The organism is Hungatella effluvii, from assembly GCF_003201875.1.
Taxonomy (GTDB): domain Bacteria; phylum Bacillota; class Clostridia; order Lachnospirales; family Lachnospiraceae; genus Hungatella; species Hungatella effluvii.
On the sequence record NZ_QJKD01000006.1, the window covers coordinates 48,608 to 68,577 of the forward strand.

At 52.4% G+C, this 19,970-nt stretch carries 16 protein-coding genes; all 16 read left to right on the forward strand.

Annotated features, from left to right (window positions below; translation table 11 throughout):
• Window positions 1-80 precede the first annotated feature (80 nt).
• The 16 genes from DFR60_RS12625 to DFR60_RS12700 all read left to right on the forward strand — a co-directional run bounded on the left by DFR60_RS12625 (window position 81) and on the right by DFR60_RS12700 (window position 19,968).
• Window positions 81-1,301, forward strand: a complete 1,221-nt coding sequence (locus DFR60_RS12625; RefSeq protein WP_110323216.1) for a BaiN/RdsA family NAD(P)/FAD-dependent oxidoreductase — start codon at window positions 81-83, stop codon at window positions 1,299-1,301.
• The gene (locus tag DFR60_RS12630) at window positions 1,298-2,893 is read left to right on the forward strand and encodes an NAD(P)/FAD-dependent oxidoreductase (protein WP_025530506.1); all 1,596 of its coding nucleotides are present in this window, start codon (window positions 1,298-1,300) and stop codon (window positions 2,891-2,893) included. The genes DFR60_RS12625 and DFR60_RS12630 overlap by 4 nt, the downstream gene beginning before the upstream one ends.
• 100 nt (window positions 2,894-2,993) lie before the next feature.
• Entirely contained in the window at window positions 2,994-3,857 is an 864-nt protein-coding gene (proB, locus tag DFR60_RS12635; RefSeq protein ID WP_110323217.1) for a glutamate 5-kinase, read from the forward strand.
• A gap of 11 nt (window positions 3,858-3,868) precedes the next feature.
• On the forward strand, window positions 3,869-4,090 hold the full coding sequence (locus DFR60_RS12640) for a DUF896 domain-containing protein (protein ID WP_002604001.1): 222 nt from the start codon (window positions 3,869-3,871) through the stop codon (window positions 4,088-4,090).
• Window positions 4,068-4,610 (forward strand): 5-formyltetrahydrofolate cyclo-ligase, encoded by a 543-nt coding sequence (locus DFR60_RS12645; protein WP_110323218.1) that lies wholly within the window; start codon window positions 4,068-4,070, stop codon window positions 4,608-4,610. The genes DFR60_RS12640 and DFR60_RS12645 overlap by 23 nt, the downstream gene beginning before the upstream one ends.
• Window positions 4,611-4,662: 52 nt before the next feature.
• Window positions 4,663-5,916 (forward strand): glutamate-5-semialdehyde dehydrogenase, encoded by a 1,254-nt coding sequence (locus DFR60_RS12650; protein ID WP_110323219.1) that lies wholly within the window; start codon window positions 4,663-4,665, stop codon window positions 5,914-5,916.
• Window positions 5,917-6,093: 177 nt separating this feature from the next.
• Window positions 6,094-7,539, forward strand: a complete 1,446-nt coding sequence (gene miaB, locus DFR60_RS12655) for a tRNA (N6-isopentenyl adenosine(37)-C2)-methylthiotransferase MiaB (RefSeq protein ID WP_110323220.1) — start codon at window positions 6,094-6,096, stop codon at window positions 7,537-7,539.
• 35 nt (window positions 7,540-7,574) lie between these two features.
• Window positions 7,575-10,220 carry a DNA mismatch repair protein MutS gene (gene mutS, locus DFR60_RS12660; RefSeq protein ID WP_432764111.1) on the forward strand — a complete coding sequence of 882 codons (2,646 nt, stop codon included), beginning with the start codon at window positions 7,575-7,577 and terminating at the stop codon, window positions 10,218-10,220.
• Between the two features lie 24 nt (window positions 10,221-10,244).
• Complete coding sequence (gene mutL / locus DFR60_RS12665) at window positions 10,245-12,269, forward strand: DNA mismatch repair endonuclease MutL (RefSeq protein ID WP_110323222.1); 2,025 nt, start codon at window positions 10,245-10,247, stop codon at window positions 12,267-12,269.
• Complete coding sequence (miaA, locus tag DFR60_RS12670) at window positions 12,266-13,243, forward strand: tRNA (adenosine(37)-N6)-dimethylallyltransferase MiaA (protein ID WP_207659529.1); 978 nt, start codon at window positions 12,266-12,268, stop codon at window positions 13,241-13,243. The genes mutL and miaA overlap by 4 nt, the downstream gene beginning before the upstream one ends.
• Complete coding sequence (locus tag DFR60_RS12675) at window positions 13,221-14,501, forward strand: methionine gamma-lyase family protein (protein ID WP_110323224.1); 1,281 nt, start codon at window positions 13,221-13,223, stop codon at window positions 14,499-14,501. Before miaA ends, DFR60_RS12675 begins: the two co-directional genes overlap by 23 nt.
• A 102-nt stretch (window positions 14,502-14,603) precedes the next feature.
• On the forward strand, window positions 14,604-14,855 hold the full coding sequence (locus DFR60_RS12680; RefSeq protein WP_002604009.1) for a DUF4321 domain-containing protein: 252 nt from the start codon (window positions 14,604-14,606) through the stop codon (window positions 14,853-14,855).
• A gap of 48 nt (window positions 14,856-14,903) precedes the next feature.
• Window positions 14,904-15,599 (forward strand): RadC family protein, encoded by a 696-nt coding sequence (radC, locus tag DFR60_RS12685; protein ID WP_002604010.1) that lies wholly within the window; start codon window positions 14,904-14,906, stop codon window positions 15,597-15,599.
• Window positions 15,600-16,547 (forward strand): rod shape-determining protein MreC, encoded by a 948-nt coding sequence (gene mreC / locus DFR60_RS12690; protein WP_110323225.1) that lies wholly within the window; start codon window positions 15,600-15,602, stop codon window positions 16,545-16,547. It begins immediately after the preceding gene.
• 45 nt (window positions 16,548-16,592) lie between these two features.
• Window positions 16,593-17,111 carry a rod shape-determining protein MreD gene (gene mreD, locus DFR60_RS12695; RefSeq protein ID WP_002604012.1) on the forward strand — a complete coding sequence of 173 codons (519 nt, stop codon included), beginning with the start codon at window positions 16,593-16,595 and terminating at the stop codon, window positions 17,109-17,111.
• Window positions 17,104-19,968 (forward strand): penicillin-binding transpeptidase domain-containing protein, encoded by a 2,865-nt coding sequence (locus tag DFR60_RS12700; protein ID WP_110323226.1) that lies wholly within the window; start codon window positions 17,104-17,106, stop codon window positions 19,966-19,968. The genes mreD and DFR60_RS12700 overlap by 8 nt, the downstream gene beginning before the upstream one ends.
• Window positions 19,969-19,970: the final 2 nt, after the last annotated feature.

Sequence of the window (19,970 nt, forward strand, 5' to 3'; positions counted from 1 at the left end):
GCTTGAATTGAATGGAGGAACCGGATACAATAGGGCTGGTGACAGTACGGTTGCCAAGTGCTCATAGCAAGGAGGAATCCATGAAGAGAAGAGTGATGATCATAGGCGGAGGCGCCTCCGGTATGACGGCTGCGATTGCGGCTGCCAGGGAGGGAGCCGATGCCGTGATTCTGGAACATACAAAGAGACCCGGGAAGAAGATTCTGTCTACCGGGAATGGGAAATGCAATTTAACAAACCTGGATATGAGAAAGGAAGCCTTCCGCGGGGAGAATCCCGGATTCGCATGGAAGGTGGTCGGGGAGGTGCCGGTAAAAGAGACACTTTCCTTTTTTGAGGATCTGGGTCTGGTGCTGACAGACCGGAACGGATACGTTTACCCTGCCACGGGGCAGGCGTCTTCTGTGCTGGATGCGCTCCGCTTCGAGCTGGAACGCTTAAAGATTCCGGTTCTCTGTGAATGTGAGGTCTTAAGCGTGTCAAAGAAGCTGGAACTCGCCACATCCCAGGGAGCCATGAAGGCGGATGCGGTCATACTCGCGGCAGGGTCCAAAGCGGCGCCCGGAACGGGATCGGATGGCAGCGGCTATAAGCTGGCGGAGAGTCTGGGACACAGCGTGATAGAACCGCTTCCAGCCCTGGTGCAGTTAAAATGCAGGGAGACGTGGTATAAACAGTTTGCAGGCGTAAGGACAGAGGCTTCTGTAACACTGTATTCCAATGGAAAAGCGGTCGCTTCCGACCGGGGAGAACTGCAGTTTACGGATTATGGAATCTCCGGGATTCCTGTTTTTCAGATCAGTCGGTTTGCGGCGCGCGCCTTAAGGGATGGTAAGAAGGTGACTGCCCGGCTGGATCTTCTGCCGGTTATGGAAAAGCAGGAGCTCTTTCAATTCTTAACGAAACGGGTAAAACGGCTGGGATACCGGCCGGGGGAAGAATTTTTAAACGGCGTCCTGAATAAGAAGCTGCATCAGGTGCTTCTTAAGGAATCCGGGATACCGGCTGGCTGCCGGACCCGGGAGATCACGGAAAAGCAGTTGGGGGTTCTGACAGACCGGATCAAAGGGCTCGAAACCACCGTGGCAGCGGTGAATCCCTTTGAGCAGGCGCAGATCTGCTGCGGCGGTGTCGATACGAGAGAGGTAAATCCGTGTACTATGGAATCAAAATTAGTCAGTCAGCTGTTTCTGGCGGGAGAAATTCTGGATGTGGACGGCATCTGCGGAGGTTATAACCTGCAGTGGGCATGGTCATCGGGAATTCTGGCGGGCAGAAACGCAGGAAGAGGTCCTATATGATAAGAATCAGCCAGTTAAAGCTGTCTGTAAACCACAGCGAGGAAGATTTAAAGAAGAAGGCGGCAAAGACGCTGAAGCTTCAGCCGGCGGACATTCGCCGCGTAACGGTTGTGAAGCAGTCCGTGGATGCGAGAAAAAAGAGCAGTGAAGTGCTGTTTATCTATACGGTCGACGTCGAGGTGGCGAAGGAGGACAAGGTATTACATAGAGTGAACAGTCCAAACATTGCGAAGGCCGAGAAGAAGGAATATCAATTTCCGGAACCAGGAACGGAGCGTTTAGAGCACCGCCCCGTCATCATAGGAAGCGGACCGGCCGGCCTTTTCTGTGCACTGATGCTGGCAAGAGCCGGCTTTGGCCCCATCGTATTTGAGCGGGGAGAGCGGGTGGAAGAGAGAAAACGGTCGGTGCTTCAGTTCTGGCAGGGCGGAGAGCTGAAGAGCAACTCCAACGTACAGTTTGGAGAAGGCGGTGCGGGAACATTTTCCGATGGGAAACTCAACACGCTGGTGAAAGACCCGCTGATGCGGAACCGAAAAGTGCTGGAGGTGTTCGTGGAGTTCGGAGCGGATCCATCCATTCTTTATAAGAATAAGCCCCATATCGGAACCGATGTGCTCAGTGTCATCGTGAAAAATATGAGGGAAGAGATCATCCGTCTGGGAGGAACCTTTTACTTCCAGAGCTGCGTCACCGATTTTCGGATTAAGGACGGAGCGCTGAAGGCTATCACGGTAAACGGGTCGGAAGAATTTGAGACGGATGTCACCGTTCTGGCCGTGGGACACAGCGCGCGTGATACCTTTGAGCGGCTGCTGGAGAGAAGCGTGCCCATAGAGAAGAAAGCGTTCGCCGTCGGACTGCGCATTCAGCATCCGCAGAGAGACATCAATGCTGCACAGTACGGCGCTGCAGAGATCGAAGCGCTGGGGGCGGCCGATTATAAGGTGACCCATCAGTGTGCCAATGGAAGGGGCGTATACTCCTTCTGCATGTGCCCGGGCGGCTACGTCGTCGATGCGTCCTCTGAACCGGGGCGTCTGGCTGTCAATGGCATGAGCTATCATGCGAGGGACGGCGTGAATGCGAACAGCGCACTGATCGTCACCGTCACGCCGCAGGATTTCCCGGAAGACAGCCCTCTTGCGGGCATCGCCTACCAGCGGCGTCTGGAGGAAGCGGCCTACCAGTGCGGCGGAGGGAAAATTCCGGTGCAGCTGTACCGTGATTTTAAGAAGAAAAGGGCGACAACGGCCTTTGGAGATGTGGCGCCGGCCTTTGAAGGGCGGTACGCCATGGCAAATCTGCGGGATTTCTTTCCGGATACGCTGTCGGAATCGCTGATCGAGGGCGTAGAGGCGTTTAACGGGCGGATCGCAGGATTTTCCAGAGGCGACGCCATCCTGGCAGGCGTGGAGAGCAGAACCTCGTCCCCGGTGCGCATACCGAGAGATGAACGGTTTGAGAGCAGCATCAAAGGTATCTATCCCTGTGGGGAAGGCGCCGGCTACGCGGGCGGTATCACGTCCGCGGCCATGGATGGGATCAAGACGGCGGAGGCAGTCGCGGCACGCTTCTCAGTCCCAACGTAACAGTTTAACCCTCGCTTCCAACCGCTGCTCATTTGACGAATGGAAAAAAATGTTGTAAGATATGAGACAAAAAGACTGAAAGAACATGATTGGAGACACCATGAGAACTGAAGTGCGGGAAAAGCTGAAGGATAAACAGAGGATTGTCATAAAAATCGGTTCGTCTTCCCTGACCCATACGTATACGGGGGACTTGAACCTGATGAAGATCGAGAAGCTGGTGCGTGTCATCAGCGATTTGAAGGGGGAAGGGAAATCCGTGGTTCTGGTTTCGTCCGGGGCCATCGCGGTGGGACGCCAGGCTCTTGGCCACCACACGAGGCCGGTTACCATCTCAGAGAAACAGGCGTTTGCGGCGGTAGGTCAGGCGCGTCTGATGATGGTGTATCAGAAACTGTTTGCAGAGTACAATCAGGTGGCGGCGCAGGTCCTGCTGACGAAGGATACCATGATCAATGAAAGCTCCCGCTATAACGCCCAGAATACCTTCAACGAGCTGCTGAAGCTGGGCGCCATACCGATTGTGAATGAGAACGATACGGTATCCACCTCAGAGATCCCTTACGTCGATAATTTCGGTGACAACGACCGGCTGTCCGCCATTGTAGCGGCTCTCATCGGAGCGGACTTACTGATTCTTTTATCGGATATCGACGGCCTGTACTCTGACGATCCGAGACAGAATCCAAAGGCGCGTTTTATCAGCCAGGTGGATGAGATCACGCCGGAGCTGATGGAGATGGGAAAGGCCACCTCGGGCAGCGACGTGGGCACCGGAGGCATGGCGGCGAAGCTGGCGGCAGCCAGGATCGCCACAGACAGCGGTTCCGATATGGTTATTGCCAACGGGGATGACGTGGAGGTCGTCTCACAGATCATGACGGGTGACAGTAAGGGGACGCTTTTCCTGGCCCATCCCAACTTTGATTTCGATCTGATGCACTACATAAATAATGAATATTAGGAGGCACATCGATGCAGCAGGAAAAAATAGACAGAATCAACACGCTCTACCACAAGGCGCAGGCTGTTGGACTTTCTGATGAGGAGAAGGCCGAGCAGGCCGCCCTGAGAAAGGAATACATTGAAGCGATCCGCATGAGCTTAAGAGGAAACTTAAACAGCATTTCGGTTAAGGAAGAGGACGGAACCATTACGGATCTGGGGAAAAAGTATGGAAATGTCAAGCAAGAATGAAATCAGGGAATGGGTGAAGGAGAACCGGCAGGCTCTCACACAGAAACAGGAGATGGAGTGGAATGATGCCATCTGCAGGAAGATTTTAAGCCTCCGGTCCATCCGGCAGGCGTTCTGTGTCTACTGCTACGTATCCTTCCGCCATGAGGCAGGGACTGAAAAGCTGATTCAGGGTCTGCTGGAGATGGGAAAATACGTGGCAGTACCGAAGGTGGAAGGAAAAAAACTGGTATTCTATGCAATTCAGGGAAAGAAGGATTTAGAGAGCGGCGTCATGGGGATCATGGAACCGAAATCCAGCTGTCTGCGCATCCGCGACGAATTCGCACCAGTCATCGTGCCGGGAATTGCATTTGACAGGGAAGGACATCGGATCGGCTACGGCGGCGGATATTACGACCGCTTCTTCGACGAAGAGCCGGATCATCCCAGATTCGGAATCGCCTATCCCTTCCAGCTTTTTGATTCTCTGCCGGCAGAGGCCCATGACAAGGGAATGGATATGGTAATCACTCCATAATTCAAACTCAAAATGTGGAGTGAAATAGCAGGATAACAGGGAGGAACGCGATATGACACTAACTGAGACAGGAAAAAGAGCGAAGGAGACGGCAGGTGTTCTGGGTATTCTCGGCTCTGATAAGAAGAACGAAGGCTTAAGGGCTGCGGCCGCCGCTTTGCTTGAGGGCGAGGAAGATATTCTGACGGCCAATCAGGACGATGTGATCCAGGCGACGATGAACGGCATGAGCGCCGGGATGATCGACCGCCTGGAGCTGACGCCTTCCAGGATCGAGGCTATGGCCGACGGACTGATCAGCGTGGCCGGGTTAGAGGATCCGGTGGGAGAGGTGATCTCCATGAAGGCCCGGCCAAACGGACTCACCATCGGACAGAAACGCGTTCCCATGGGTGTGATCGGCATCATCTATGAGGCCAGACCCAATGTGACCGCGGACGCCTTCGGACTCTGCTTCAAATCAGGCAACTGCGTGATCTTAAAGGGTGGAAGCGATGCCCTGGAGTCCAATAAGGCCATCGTCAAATGCCTCCGTGCAGGACTTAAGAACGTGGGACTCCCGGAGGACAGTGTGCAGCTTATCACCGATACCGACAGGGAGGTGACGAAGGAATTCATGCGCCTGCACGACTATGTGGATGTGCTGATTCCGCGCGGCGGAGCCGGACTGATCCGTTCCGTGGTGGAGAACAGTACGGTGCCTGTCATCGAGACAGGAACCGGGAACTGCCATATCTTCGTGGATGAGACTGCGGATTTCAAGATGGCTCTGGACATCATATTCAATGCCAAGACCCAGCGGATCGGCGTCTGCAACGCCTGTGAATCGCTGGTCATACATAGAAAAATCGCGGAAGAGTTCCTGCCGCTGTTAAAGGCCAGGCTCGACGAAAAGCAGGTTGAGGTGCGGGCGGATGAAGAAGCCTGCCGTATCGTGCCTGCGTTTGTCCCGGCTGCTGCGGAGGATTGGGGAACGGAGTATCTAGACTATATTCTGTCCCTGAAGCTGGTGGACTCCATAGACGAGGCCATCGCCCATATTAACCGCTATAATACGAAGCACTCCGAGGCCATCATCACATCGGATTACGCCAACGCTCAGAAGTTCTTAAATGAGATCGATGCGGCCGCCGTCTACGTCAATGCGTCCACCAGATTCACGGATGGATTCGAGTTCGGTTTTGGTGCAGAGATTGGCATCAGCACCCAGAAGCTTCACGCGAGAGGCCCTATGGGGTTAAAGGAGCTTACAACGACAAAGTACATTATCTATGGAAATGGACAGTGCAGGCCGCCGGCTTTGTAAAATAGTTGTTTCCATATTAGAGTCCGCCTTGCCACAGGGCGGACTTGATTCTTTTTTTCAGGTGGACGGCCGTCGCATTTTTGGTGTTTGCAATAGAATGTATTTATGCTATAATATTCAAAGTCATTCCGGGTTTACAGATTATGACGGAGTGAGATAAATGGAGGAAACAGCTGGATGAATCATTTACATATGACACATGAGGAAGCTTTAAAGGCCGCACCGGCGGAGGAACCGGGCAGACAGCAGTTCTTTATGGAACGGTGCCGCCAGTTGATCGATGAGAAGAAGATGCGGGACGAAACGTACCGCGGAACCTTTCACATCGAGACGTTCGGTTGCCAGATGAACGCCAGGGATTCGGAGAAACTGACCGGAATTTTAGAGGCTTCCGGATTTACGGAGACGGACACGGAGGAGGCGGATTTCGTCCTCTATAATACCTGTACGGTCAGGGACAACGCCAATCAGCGCGTTTACGGCAGACTCGGCTACTTAAACCGCATCAAACAGAAGAATCCCAATATGATGATCGCTCTCTGCGGGTGTATGATGCAGGAGGAAACCGTGGTGGCCAAGATTAAGAAGAGCTACCGCTTTGTCGACATTATATTCGGAACCCATAATATTTTCAAACTGGCAGAACTGATTTCTGAACGCATGGATGAGAAGAAGATGGTAGTTGACATCTGGAAAGGGACCGACCGGATCGTGGAAGAACTTCCCACTGACCGGAAGTACCCGTTCAAGTCCGGCGTTAATATTATGTTTGGCTGCAATAATTTCTGCAGCTACTGTATCGTTCCTTACGTGCGCGGCCGCGAGAGAAGCCGGAATCCACAGGATATCGTGGGAGAGATCAGACGCCTCGTCGCAGACGGTGTTGTGGAGGTCATGCTCCTGGGACAGAACGTCAACTCCTATGGAAAAAATCTGGAGGAGCCGATGACCTTTGCACAGCTGTTAAAAGAGGTGGAGGCCATCGACGGTCTTCAGCGGATCCGTTTTATGACCTCCCATCCGAAGGACTTATCGGATGACTTAATCGAGGCCATGAAGAATTCCGGGAAGATCTGCCATCATCTCCATCTGCCGCTCCAGTCCGGAAGCAGCAGGGTCTTGAAGGCCATGAACCGGAGATACACGAAGGAACAGTATCTGGAACTGGTGGAGAAGATCAGGGCCGCGGTTCCCGATATCTCTCTGACCACGGATATCATCGTCGGCTTCCCGGGAGAGACGGAGGAGGACTTCCTGGAGACTATGGACGTAGTGAGAAAGGTCCGTTTTGACAGCGCATTTACGTTCATTTACTCGAAGCGCACGGGCACTCCGGCGGCGGCCATGGAAGAGCAGATTCCGGAAGCTGTGGTGAAGGACCGGTTTGACCGCCTGCTCTCAGAGGTGCAGAAGATATCGGCCGAGGTATGCGGACGTGACGCCCACACCGTTAAGGATGTACTGGTGGAGGACTTGGATGACCATGTGGAAGGCTTCGTTACGGGTCGGCTCGATAACAACACCACCGTTCATTTCAAGGGAGATGCGTCCCTGATCGGTCAGATCGTGGATGTGTATCTGGATGAGTCGAAAGGCTTTTATTATATGGGAACATTAAAATAGTACGACAGAAGAAAAGAGGAAAAAACGTGGCCGGAATGTCACCAATGATGGTCCATTATTTGGAAACCAAGAAACAGTACCCGGACTGTATCCTGTTTTACAGGCTGGGAGATTTTTATGAGATGTTTTTTGAAGACGCGCTGACCGTCTCCAAGGAACTGGAGATTACCCTGACGGGAAAAGAATGCGGGCTGGAGGAACGGGCGCCAATGTGCGGCATTCCTTACCATGCGCTTGAAAATTATCTGTACAGGCTGGTCCAGAAGGGCTATAAAGTAGCGATCGCAGAGCAGATGGAGGACCCGAAGCTGGCCAAGGGGCTGGTTAAGAGAGAGGTCATCCGTGTCGTTACCCCCGGAACCATTACCAGCGCCCAGGCACTGGATGAGACGAAGAACAACTACCTGATGGGCATCGTCTATATCGACGAGCGGTTCGGCATTGCCGTTTCCGATATCAGCACAGGCGATTTTTTGGTGACCGAGGTGGAGACGGAGCGGGAGCTGGCGGATGAGATCAACAAGTTCAGCCCCTCCGAGATTATCTGCAACGATGCGTTCTTTGTGTCCGGTGTGGACACGGAGGAGGTCAAGAACCGCTACCAGACCGTGATCGCCGCACTTGACAACCATTTCTTTTCCGACGAGGGCTGCAGGAGGATCTTAAAGGAACACTTTAAAGTGGGCTCTCTGGACGGTCTGGGCCTGCAGGATTACGATACGGGAGTGATCGCGGCGGGGGCTGTCATGGAGTACATGTACGAGACCCAGAAGAGCACACTGTCCCATATTACGACCATCGTTCCCTATTCCACAGGGCAGTTCATGATCATTGACACCTCGACAAGAAGGAATCTGGAGCTCCTGGAGACCATGCGGGAGAAGCAGAAAAGGGGAACCCTTCTGTGGGTGCTGGATAAGACGAAGACGGCCATGGGCGCCAGGCTTTTGAGAACCTATATCGAACAGCCGCTGATCCATAAGGACGATATCATTGCCCGCCAGAACGCCATCGAAGAGCTGAACATGAATTACATTTCCAGGGAGGAAATCTGTGAATACTTGAATCCCATCTACGATCTGGAACGTCTGATCGGCCGCATCAGCTATAAGACGGCGAATCCCAGGGATTTAATCTCCTTCAGGAATTCTCTGGAAATGCTTCCTTACATAAAAGATCTCATGGGCGAATTCACGACTCCCCTGCTGAAAGAACTCTGGGAAGAGCTGGATGCCTTAGAGGATGTCCACGACCTTGTTTCACGCGCCATCGTAGAGGACCCGCCCATATCCCTGCGTGACGGCGGTATCATAAAAGACGGCTATCACGAGGAGACAGATAAGCTGCGCCATGCGAAGACGGAAGGAAAGACGTGGCTTGCCGAACTGGAATCGAGAGAGCGCGACAAGACCGGAATCAAGAACTTAAAAGTCAAGTACAACAAGGTATTTGGATATTACTTTGAAGTGACGAATTCCTTTAAAGGGATGGTTCCCGATTACTTTGTCCGCAAGCAGACGCTGGCCAACGCCGAGCGGTACACAACGGATGAACTGAAGGAGCTGGAGGACATGATCCTGGGGGCGGAGGACAAGCTCTATACCCTGGAATACGGTCTGTTCTGCGAGGTGAGAGACGCCATTGCAGCCGAGGTCCTGCGAATCCAGCAGACGGCCCGGGCTATTGCAGGCATCGACGTGATGACTTCCCTTTCCGTCGTGGCCACAAAGAATAATTACGTGAAGCCGCGCATCAATGAAAAAGGTGTGATCGACATCAAAAACGGCCGTCATCCAGTGGTGGAAAAGATGATGCGGGACGATTTATTCGTTGCCAATGATACGTATCTGGACAATACGAAAAACAGGCTCTCCATCATCACCGGTCCCAACATGGCCGGTAAATCGACGTATATGCGCCAGACGGCCTTAATCGTACTGATGGCTCAGCTGGGAAGCTTTGTGCCCGCGGATGATGCCAATATTGGCATCTGCGACAGAATCTTTACCCGTGTGGGCGCTTCCGATGATCTGGCATCCGGCCAGAGTACCTTCATGGTGGAGATGACCGAGGTCGCCAACATCCTGAGAAACGCCACGAAAAACAGCCTGATCGTTCTCGACGAGATCGGCCGGGGCACCAGCACCTTCGACGGCTTATCCATCGCCTGGGCGGTGGTGGAGCACATCAGCAACCCGAAGCTTTTAGGAGCCAAGACGCTGTTTGCCACCCATTACCATGAGCTGACAGAGCTGGAAGGAACCATAAACGGCGTCAACAACTACTGCATCGCCGTAAAGGAACAGGGCGATGATATCGTATTTCTTCGAAAGATTGTGAAGGGCGGAGCGGATAAGAGCTACGGCGTTCAGGTCGCCAAGCTTGCCGGTGTTCCCGATTCCGTGATTGTACGGGCGAAGGAGCTTCTGGTGGAGTTAAGCGACGCGGATATCACGGCGAGGGCGAAGGAGATCGCAGAAGCGGGCGCAGGTGCGCCGAAGCATGCCAGCATCCCCAGGCCGGATGAGGTGGATTTGCAGCAGATGTCCCTGTTTGACACGGTGAAGGACGACGACATCGTCCGGGAGCTGGGAGAACTGGAATTGGGAAATATGACGCCGATCGATGCCTTGAATACGCTGTACCGTCTTCAGACGAAACTTAAGAACCGCTGGCAGTAAAGAGATAAAGGAGCGATAAGCCATATGCCAAACATTACGCTACTGGATCAAAATACCATAAACAAGATTGCAGCGGGCGAGGTGATCGAGAGGCCGGCCTCTGTTGTGAAGGAGCTTTTAGAGAACGCCATCGACGCCAGAGCTACGGCTGTGACGGTTGAAATAAAGGAGGGGGGCACCACCTTCATCCGCGTGACCGACAATGGCTGCGGAATTCCGAGGGAAGAGGTTCCACTGGCGTTTCTGCGCCACTCCACCAGCAAGATCAAGTCCGTGGAGGACCTCTTTACGATCTCATCCCTGGGCTTTCGCGGTGAGGCCCTCGCAAGTATCGCTTCCGTCTGCCAGGTGGAGCTGATCACGAAGACCAGCGAAGCCCTGACAGGAAGCCGCTACAGCATCGAAGGCGGCATGGAACGGCCGCTGGAGGAGATCGGCGCCCCGGAGGGCACCACATTTATCGCCAGAAACTTATTCTTTAACACGCCGGCCAGAAAGAAATTTTTAAAGACTCCCATGACAGAGGGCTCCCATGTGGCCGAGCTGGTGGAAAAGATCGCGCTCTCCCATCCGGAGATTTCGATCCGTTTTATCCAGAATAACCAGAACAAGCTCCATACCTCCGGCAACCATAACTTAAAGGACATCGTCTATACGGTCTTCGGCCGAGAGATCGCGGCAAATCTGCTGGCAGTCGAGGCGAAGAAGCAGGATATCGCCATCAGCGGCTTTATCGGGAAGCCTGTGATCGCCAGGGGCAACAGAAACTACGAAAATTATTTCATCAATGGACGGTATATTAGAAGCAGCATCATATCGAAGGCCATAGAAGAGGCCTACAAGCCGTTTATGATGCAGCACAAGTATCCGTTTACCATGCTACATTTCACCATTGAGCCGGAGCTTCTGGACGTCAATGTCCATCCAACCAAGATGGAGCTTCGCTTCCGCGACGGGGAGATGGTGTACCGCATGGTCTACGACGCCGTATCGGGGGCGCTCGCTCACAAGGAGCTGATTCCGGAGGTGGAACTGAATAAGGAAAAGGCGGAGCAGGAGACAAAAGAGGCGAGGAAGCACGAGCCGTCACCGGAGCCCTTTGAGCTTCGCAGGCTGGAGGCCATGAGCCGGCAGCAGGCCGCCTGCGCGCCTGGCTCCAAACGGCTTAAGCCGGCAGAACCGTCTCTCATGAGAGATCCTGATTTTCTGGCTGAAAACTGGCTGAAGAAGCCGGCAGGCGCGGACTTTTTACACGGGTTACCGGAATCGGATGCGAAAAATGAAGAAACGGTGCAAAATCAGGCAGATGGTGCAGGGGAACATGGACAATTAAACGGAATGACGGACCGTGGAGTGCAGCCCGCACAGGGAGAGGCAGCAGCGGGCGAAGCACAGGCAGGTGCTGCTGCATTTTCCGGGAAGCCGGAACAGCTGGATCTCTTTGACGGAAAGCTGTTGGAACCGAAATCAAGGCTGATGCATAAACTGATCGGCCAGGTGTTCGACACCTATTGGCTGGTGGAGTTTAACGAACAGCTTTACATTATTGACCAGCATGCGGCCCATGAAAAGGTTTTATATGAGAAAACCATGGCAACACTTAAAAACAGGGAGTACTCATCGCAGATGCTTAATCCGCCGATCATTCTGACATTGAACATGAATGAGGAGGTGCTGTTAAAAGCGCACATGAAGTATTTCTCAGACATGGGCTTCGAGATCGAACCGTTTGGCGGCAGGGAGTATGCGGTGAGAGGCGTACCGGCCAACTTACTGTCTATCGCCAAGAAGGATTTGCTGATCGAGATGATCGACGGGCTTTCCGACGATGTTTCGACTCATAATCCGGATATCATTTATGAGCGGGTAGCGACCATGTCCTGCAAGGCTGCGGTCAAAGGCGGCAACCGGCTGTCGACGGCGGAGGCCAACGAACTGATAGACCAGCTCCTGAATCTGGAGAATCCGTATGCGTGTCCTCATGGACGGCCGACGATCATCTCCATGAGCAGGTACGAGCTGGAGAAAAAATTCAAGAGGATAGTATGATGAAACCACTGATTATCTTGACGGGTCCCACGGCTGTGGGAAAGACGGCTCTGTCTGTCCGGCTGGCGAAGGCCGTGGGCGGAGAGATCATAAGCGCCGATTCCATGCAGGTTTACCGCCACATGGATATCGGTTCTGCCAAGGTGACCCGGGAGGAGATGGATGGGGTTCCTCATTATCTCATTGATATTCTGGAGCCTACCGGGGAGTTTAACGTCGCCGTGTTTAAAAAAATGGCGTCGGAGGCGGTACAGGAGATATATGCTCACGGACATCTCCCTATTGTTGCCGGGGGAACCGGTTTTTACATTCAGGCCCTTCTGTATGATATCGATTTTACAGAGCAGGGGGAGGAACGGGAGATCAGGGAGGAACTGGAACGGCTGGGAGAGGAACGCGGCCCCGTTTTTCTGCATGATATGCTGGCGGAGATCGATCCGGAGGCTGCCATGGAAATCCATGCCAACAATCGGAAACGCGTGATCCGCGCCATCGAGTTTTACCGGCAGACGGGGGAAAGAATTTCCGAGCACAACAGAAGGGAGCGGCTGAAGCGCTCTCCCTATGACTTCCTGTATTACGTCCTAACGGATGACAGAAAGACGCTCTATGAGCGGATCGACCGGCGGGTTGACGCCATGGTAGAGGCCGGGCTGGTCGGTGAAGTGGAAAAATTAATAGAAATGGGCTGCACGAAAGACATGGTCTCCATGCAGGGACTGGGATACAAGGAAATCCTGGATTACCTTCAGGGGAACAGCTCCCTTGACGAGGCGGTCAACATTTTAAAGAGAGATACGAGACATTTCGCGAAGCGCCAGATCACCTGGTTTAAGCGGGAGCGGGAGGTGCGGTGGCTGAATCTGGAAGACTTCGGCCGCGATAGAGAAAAAGTCCTGGAGAAAATGCTTCAGGATATCAGAGAAACGTATGGATTGGAGACAGAAAATCATGGAAATGGATGCGATGTATGAGCAGCTGGGGATCGAAAAAAAGGTTCTGGAGTTCGGAAAGGAGATAGAAGGGCTTCTTTCTGAGCGCTTCGCGGCGATCGATGAGACGGCGGAGTATAATCAGCTGAAGGTGATAAAAGCCATGCAGGACAACCGCGTCAGCGACATTCATTTTGCCGCAACAACCGGATACGGTTACAACGACCTGGGCCGGGACACACTGGAAGATGTATACGCCAGCGTGTTCCACACGGAAAGCGCCCTGGTGAGGCCGAACTTAATCAGCGGAACCCACGCGCTTCACGTGGCGCTGTCCGGCAATCTGCGGCCGGGAGACGAGCTTCTTTCACCGGTGGGGAAACCGTATGACACGCTGGAGGAGGTAATCGGAATCCGGGAGAGCGCAGGTTCTTTAAAAGAGTACGGGGTCATCTACCGCCAGGTGGATCTGCTTCCGGATGGAAGCTTTGATTTTGATGGAATTGCAGCGGCAGTAGGCGAGAAGACGAAACTGGTGACAATCCAGCGTTCCAAGGGATACGCCACCCGGCCGACCTTGTCGGTAGAGCGGATCGGTCAGCTGATTGCCTTTATCAAGGAACGGAAGCCGGATGTTATCTGTATGGTGGATAACTGCTACGGAGAGTTTGTGGAGCGGATCGAACCGGCCGACGTGGGAGCGGATATGATGGTAGGGTCTCTCATCAAGAATCCGGGCGGCGGACTGGCTCCGATCGGCGGATACATCGCCGGAAGAAAGGACTGCATCGACCGCGCATCCTACCGCCTGACCGCCCCTGGTCTGGGACGTGAGGTAGGAGCCAGCCTGGGGCTTAACCAGTCCTTCTATCAGGGACTGTTCCTCGCGCCAACGGTGGTGGCAGGGGCCTTGAAGGGCGCTGTATTCGCAGCCAATGTCTATGAAAAACTGGGATTTTCCGTGGTTCCGAACAGCACTGAGTCGCGCCACGACATCATTCAGGCGGTGACCTTTGGAAAGCCGGAGGGAGTCATCGCGTTCTGCCAGGGAATTCAGGCGGCCGCGCCGGTGGACAGTTTTGTCACTCCGGAGCCGTGGGCGATGCCGGGCTACGACGCGCCGGTTATCATGGCCGCAGGAGCCTTCGTACAGGGCGCATCCATCGAGCTTTCTGCCGACGGACCGATCAAACCTCCGTACGCCGTTTATTTCCAGGGAGGGCTTACCTGGTACCATGCGAAGCTTGGAATTCTCATGTCCATGCAGAAATTAAAGGACGCGGGACTGATCACGTTATAGAGCCAAACGGCAAAAAAAGTGTATACACGACTGCGTTTCTATGATAGAATAACAAAGCAGGCATGGATTTTCCTGCCAAAAACGAATGAGGGGTAGTAACAGATGAAACGTAAAAACTGCTGGGTACTGCTTCTTCTGGTGCTGACGGGGATTGTGCTGGGCGGATTTATTGGGACGATGGCTCAGGATGTATCCTGGCTGTCCTGGCTGAATTTCGGACAGTCCTTCGGATTCGATTCACCGCTCATTATTAACTTCGGTATTCTGGTCATTACCTTTGGCCTGAGTATCAAGATCACCATGGCAAGCATCATCGGAGTGGCATTGGCTCTCATTACCTATCGGTTCATTTAAATACATATGTCTTTGACACGTACCTGGAGAGTAACGGACAGGAGACATATGAACAGAATTACGATGAAAGACATACCGGCGGATGACCGGCCTTATGAGAAGTGCCTTCGGACAGGCCCTGAGGGGTTAAGCGACGGAGAACTTCTCTCCATTATTATCCGGACGGGATCCAGGGAAGACAGTTCCCTGGCACTTGCACAAAAGATACTGGCCTTAAATTACCCCAGCGAGGGTATTTTAGGGCTTTTGCATCTTTCACTCCCCGAACTGACTCAGATTAAAGGAATCGGAAGAGTGAAGGGGGCGCAGCTCCTCTGTATCGGAGAGCTGTCGAAGCGGATCTGGAAGAAGGCTGTGCTGGAAGACGTGGCCACCTTTTCCAACCCGGAAGACATCGTGAACTACTATGTGGAAGACATGCGGCACATGGAGCAGGAGCAGATCCGCATCATGCTGCTGAACACAAAGGGCGTGCTCATAAGAGATGTGCTGATTTCCCAGGGGACGGTGAATGCTTCCGTCGTTTCACCCAGGGAGATTTTTATTGAGGCGCTGAAGTACCACGCCGTGAATGTCATTGTGGTTCACAACCATCCCAGCGGCGATCCGGCACCCAGCCGGGAAGATATCACATTAACCAGAAGAATCATGGAAGCCGGAGAATTGATCGGAATCCGTATGTTGGATCATATTATCATAGGAGACAATTCCTATACCAGTTTTAAAGAACGGGGAATCATATAGATGGAATCGAAACGCAGTAAATACGTCCTGATTGCCTTAACGGTGATCTGTGTGCTTTTAATCGGCCTTACATCAATCCATGACGAGTGGCTGACGCCTTTGAGGACCGGAGTCGGGTACTTACTGATCCCGGTGCAGTCCGGAGTCAATAAGGTGGGCTCCGCCATTTACGATGAAATCGTGGATTATACAAAACTGAAAGACGCTCTGGAAGATAACAAGGAGATGAAGGACATCATCACCCAGCTGACGGAGGAAAATACCAGGCTTCAGGCGGAGGAATTCGAACTGAAGCGGCTGAGACAGCTGTATGAGCTGGACCAGGAATACGGCCAGTACAATAAGGTCGGGGCCAGAGTCATCGCCAACGACTCCAGCAACTGGTTCCAGGTGTTCCGGATCGACAAGGGATCAAAGGACGGAATCGCCGTGGATATGAACGTGGTTGCAGGCGGAGGTCTGGTGGGAATCGTCACGGACGTTGGCGCCAATTACGCCACAGTCCGGTCCATCATTGATGATTCCAGCCGTGTCAGCGCCATGGCCCTCCAGTCTGGAGACGGCTGTATCGTGGGCGGTGACTTGACGCTGTTTAAAGAGGGGCGGCTCCGCATCACCAACGTGCTGAAGGACAGCGACTTAAAGGATGGCGATAAGATCGTCACCTCCAACACCAGTTCCGTCTTTGTGCCGGGAGTCCTGGTGGGCTATGCAGCGGAGATCACCAATGACACAAATAATGTGACCAAATCGGGTTACTTGATTCCTGCTGCAGAATTTGACAGCCTGCAGGAGGTTCTGGTCATCACCGATCTCAAAGTGAAGATGACAGAGGAGACAACCGCGGAAGACGGCGCCTCTGCCGGGACGCAGGCGGGAGAGAGTGAGACGAACGAGGCCGGGGAGACGGCGGCTTCTTCGGAAGAAGAGACTGCTGCGGCACAGTAGAAGCTATGAAGAATCGAGAAAACGATAACGAAAGGAGCGGCGGCGATGAAACGAATTATCTTTAATATTCTAATGATTATTCTGGCGTTTACGGTTCAGAACTGTATCTTCCCGCTGCTTCCGTTTCTCTCTGCATCTCCGAATCTGCTGCTGATTCTGACCTTTTCCTTCGGATTTATCCACGGAAAGGAGGCCGGTATGTACTACGGCCTTCTTTCCGGTCTTCTGATGGATTTATTCTACAGCGGCCCGTTCGGTTTTTACACGCTTATTTTCATCTACGTGGGATATGTAAACGGTATCTGCACCAAATACTACTATGAGGATTACATTACGCTGCCGCTTATTTTAAGCGTGCTCAATGACCTGGCGTACAATCTTTATATTTATGTGTTCCGGTTCCTGATCCGGAAACGTCTCGGAATCGGATACTACTTCATGAACTTAATGCTGCCGGAGATCATTTTCACGGTGGTGACAACACTGCTTATTTACCGTATTTTCCTGATGTTCAACCGTCATCTGGAAGAGATAGAAAAAAGAGGAGATTCATCGATTGTTTAGAGATTTATTAGACATCTTAAAAGACTTTTTGAAGAAAATCGCATCGTCAAGACTCCTTGTACTGGGAGTCATCTGTATAGCCATGTACGCAGGACTCGTCCATAAGCTGTTTAATTTACAGATCGTAAACGGAGAACAGGCGTTAAACGATTACATGCAGCTGACGGAGCAGACCCTTACCACAGCGGGAACACGCGGCAACATCTATGACAGGAACGGCAAGGTGCTGGCTTACAACAAGCTGGCTTATTCCGTGACCGTTCAGGACACCGGAGAGTATAAGACAACGGCGGATCAGAACGCCATGTATTTAAGGCTGGTCAGAATCCTGGAGAAGCATGGGGAGACGGTACAGGGAAAGTTTGAGGTAGCCATCGACAGCAACGGAGATATGATCTATACTTCCTCCTCAGAGGCCGGCAGGAAGCGTTTTCTGCGGGATTATTACGGCTTAAAAAGCGTGGAGGAGTTAGATGACGAGGACAACAAGTATCCTTCCGCGATTTCGGCCAGAGAGCTGTTTGAAAAAGCGTGTGTCACGGCCAAGTTAAATGAGATGAAGGATTCCGATGGAAATCCTGTCACTATGACGGATCAGGAGGCGCTTGACATCATCAATATCAAGTATGCGCTTCGTCTCATGTCGTTCCGTAAATACGAGGCGACGACAGTGGCCACCCAGGTTTCGGACGAAACTGTTGCGGATGTTCTGGAGCATACAGCGGACCTGGCGGGAGTCAACGTGGAGGAAACTACCATCCGGGCTTATAACGACAGTATCGCATTTGCCCCCATTATCGGCTATACCGGTAAGGTACAGGAGGACCAGCTGGAGGAACTGAAAAAGAGCCGTCCGGACTATGATGTAAATGATATTGTCGGAACGACGGGGATCGAAGCCACAATGGAACAGGAACTTCAGGGAACGAAGGGCAGCAAGACAATTTACAAGGACAGCCGCGGACGGGTCAGGGAGACCCTTAATGAAACGGAATCTAAGGCCGGCAATGACATCTACCTCACGCAGATTGCGGGCCTGCAGACCGGTATTTACCATCTGGTGGAACAGTCTTTGGCCGGTGTTCTGCTGAAGACCATTGAAAACGGTGATGTGGAGATTACGAGTTCTACAGACGGATCCAATATGAGGATTCCTGTAAAGGATGCGTATTTTCAGCTGATAAATAACAATATTCTGTCTCTGAAGCACTTTGAATCAGAGGAGGCTTCTGATGTTGAAAAGAATATCAACAGTAAATTCTTATCATCCAGAGATCAGATTTTTGCAGAACTGCAGAATGAACTGATGAGCAGCCATCCGGCTTCATTAAAGGACCTGGATCAGGATCTGGCGGCCTATATGTATTATATATACACGTATCTGGCGAGCCCGACTGTGGGAATTATCAAAGAAGATTTCATTGATAAGACGAGTGCAGAGTGCCTGGCGTGGAAAGCAGACGAGATCAGTCTTCGTGATTACCTGTATTATGGAATTGCGAACGGCTGGGTAGATACTACGAAGCTGGAAACAGATTCCAAGTATTCCAATGCCGACGATACCTTCCGTTCGCTGGTGGACTATGTACTGGCTGAACTGAAGGAAGACCGTAACTTTACCAAGAGAATTTACCGTTATCTGATCAATGACGACGTCATCACGGGACAGGAGCTCTGTCTGGCGCTGTTTGACCAGGGAATCCTGGAATATAATGAAGAAGATATTAACCAGCTTAAGGCGACTGGTGACGCATACACATTTTTGATGAAAAAGATATCAACACTTGAGATAACACCTGCCCAGCTGGCGCTGGCACCGTGCAACGCTGGCGTGGTGGTTACGGATATCAAGACTGGTGAGGTGCTGGCTCTCGTATCCTATCCGGGGTATGACAATAACAGGATCGGCGACAGCGCCTATTTCAGCCAGCTTCAGAATGATTTATCACTGCCGCTGTACAACAATGCGACACAGGCGAAGAAAGCTCCGGGATCTACCTTTAAGCCTCTTACGGCTGTTGCCGCGCTGGAGGAACATGCAATTGGAATCGAGGATACGATCGACTGTACCGGGCGGTATGAGGAGATTGACACGCCAATCAAATGCTGGATATATCCGGGACATCACGGTCCGTTAAACATGGTTGGCGGCCTTCAGAATTCCTGCAACTTCTTCTTTGCGGACCTTGGGCACAGGCTGTCCATGGATGCCGACGGCAATTACGTTCCGTCACTCGGTCTGGAGAAGCTGCATAAATACGCTGCCATGTTTGGACTGGATCATAAATCCGGCGTGGAAATTGACGAGCTGGAACCACAGATTTCAGACATCGACCCGGAGCGTTCCGCCATGGGACAGGGTAACCACGCCTATACCAATGTACAGTTATCGAGATATGTGGCTGCTATCGCCAGCAGGGGTAATGTATTCGAACTCAGCTTACTGGATAAGACAACGGATTCTGAAGGTAATCTGATTAAAGATTATACCCCTGAGATTTCTTCTCATATTGACGCGGCGGATTCAACGTGGGATACTGTACAGCAGGGAATGAGGGAGGTTATCGCCAGCGGTACGGCGAAGAAGCTGTTTGCTGACCTGGAGGTTCCGATCGCCGGCAAGACCGGTACGGCTCAGGAGGCAAAAAACAAGCCGAACCATGCGTTCTTTATTTCCTATGCGCCATATAACAATCCGGAGATCTGCGTTACCGTGAACATTCCATACGGATATTCGGCTTCAAATGCCGCTAATATTGCAAAGAGCGTGTATCAGTATTATTATGGTGAAATTGATCTGGAGTCAATTCTGAATGCCGGTGCGCGTGATGCGGCGAATGTCACGATTCGCGATTAAGA

What these genes read in the sequence shown, in the direction of transcription:
- DFR60_RS12645 (WP_110323218.1), top strand. Translation starts at nt 4,068, where the DNA reads ATGGAAATGTCAAGCAAGAATGAAATCAGGGAATGGGTGAAGGAGAAC.
- mutS (WP_432764111.1), top strand. Translation starts at nt 7,575, where the DNA reads ATGTCACCAATGATGGTCCATTATTTGGAAACCAAGAAACAGTACCCG.
- DFR60_RS12625 (WP_110323216.1), top strand. Translation starts at nt 81, where the DNA reads ATGAAGAGAAGAGTGATGATCATAGGCGGAGGCGCCTCCGGTATGACG.
- DFR60_RS12650 (WP_110323219.1), top strand. Translation starts at nt 4,663, where the DNA reads ATGACACTAACTGAGACAGGAAAAAGAGCGAAGGAGACGGCAGGTGTT.
- proB (WP_110323217.1), top strand. Translation starts at nt 2,994, where the DNA reads ATGAGAACTGAAGTGCGGGAAAAGCTGAAGGATAAACAGAGGATTGTC.
- miaA (WP_207659529.1), top strand. Translation starts at nt 12,266, where the DNA reads ATGATGAAACCACTGATTATCTTGACGGGTCCCACGGCTGTGGGAAAG.
- mreD (WP_002604012.1), top strand. Translation starts at nt 16,593, where the DNA reads ATGAAACGAATTATCTTTAATATTCTAATGATTATTCTGGCGTTTACG.
- miaB (WP_110323220.1), top strand. Translation starts at nt 6,094, where the DNA reads ATGAATCATTTACATATGACACATGAGGAAGCTTTAAAGGCCGCACCG.
- radC (WP_002604010.1), top strand. Translation starts at nt 14,904, where the DNA reads ATGAACAGAATTACGATGAAAGACATACCGGCGGATGACCGGCCTTAT.
- DFR60_RS12675 (WP_110323224.1), top strand. Translation starts at nt 13,221, where the DNA reads ATGGAAATGGATGCGATGTATGAGCAGCTGGGGATCGAAAAAAAGGTT.
- mutL (WP_110323222.1), top strand. Translation starts at nt 10,245, where the DNA reads ATGCCAAACATTACGCTACTGGATCAAAATACCATAAACAAGATTGCA.
- DFR60_RS12630 (WP_025530506.1), top strand. Translation starts at nt 1,298, where the DNA reads ATGATAAGAATCAGCCAGTTAAAGCTGTCTGTAAACCACAGCGAGGAA.
- DFR60_RS12640 (WP_002604001.1), top strand. Translation starts at nt 3,869, where the DNA reads ATGCAGCAGGAAAAAATAGACAGAATCAACACGCTCTACCACAAGGCG.
- DFR60_RS12680 (WP_002604009.1), top strand. Translation starts at nt 14,604, where the DNA reads ATGAAACGTAAAAACTGCTGGGTACTGCTTCTTCTGGTGCTGACGGGG.
- mreC (WP_110323225.1), top strand. Translation starts at nt 15,600, where the DNA reads ATGGAATCGAAACGCAGTAAATACGTCCTGATTGCCTTAACGGTGATC.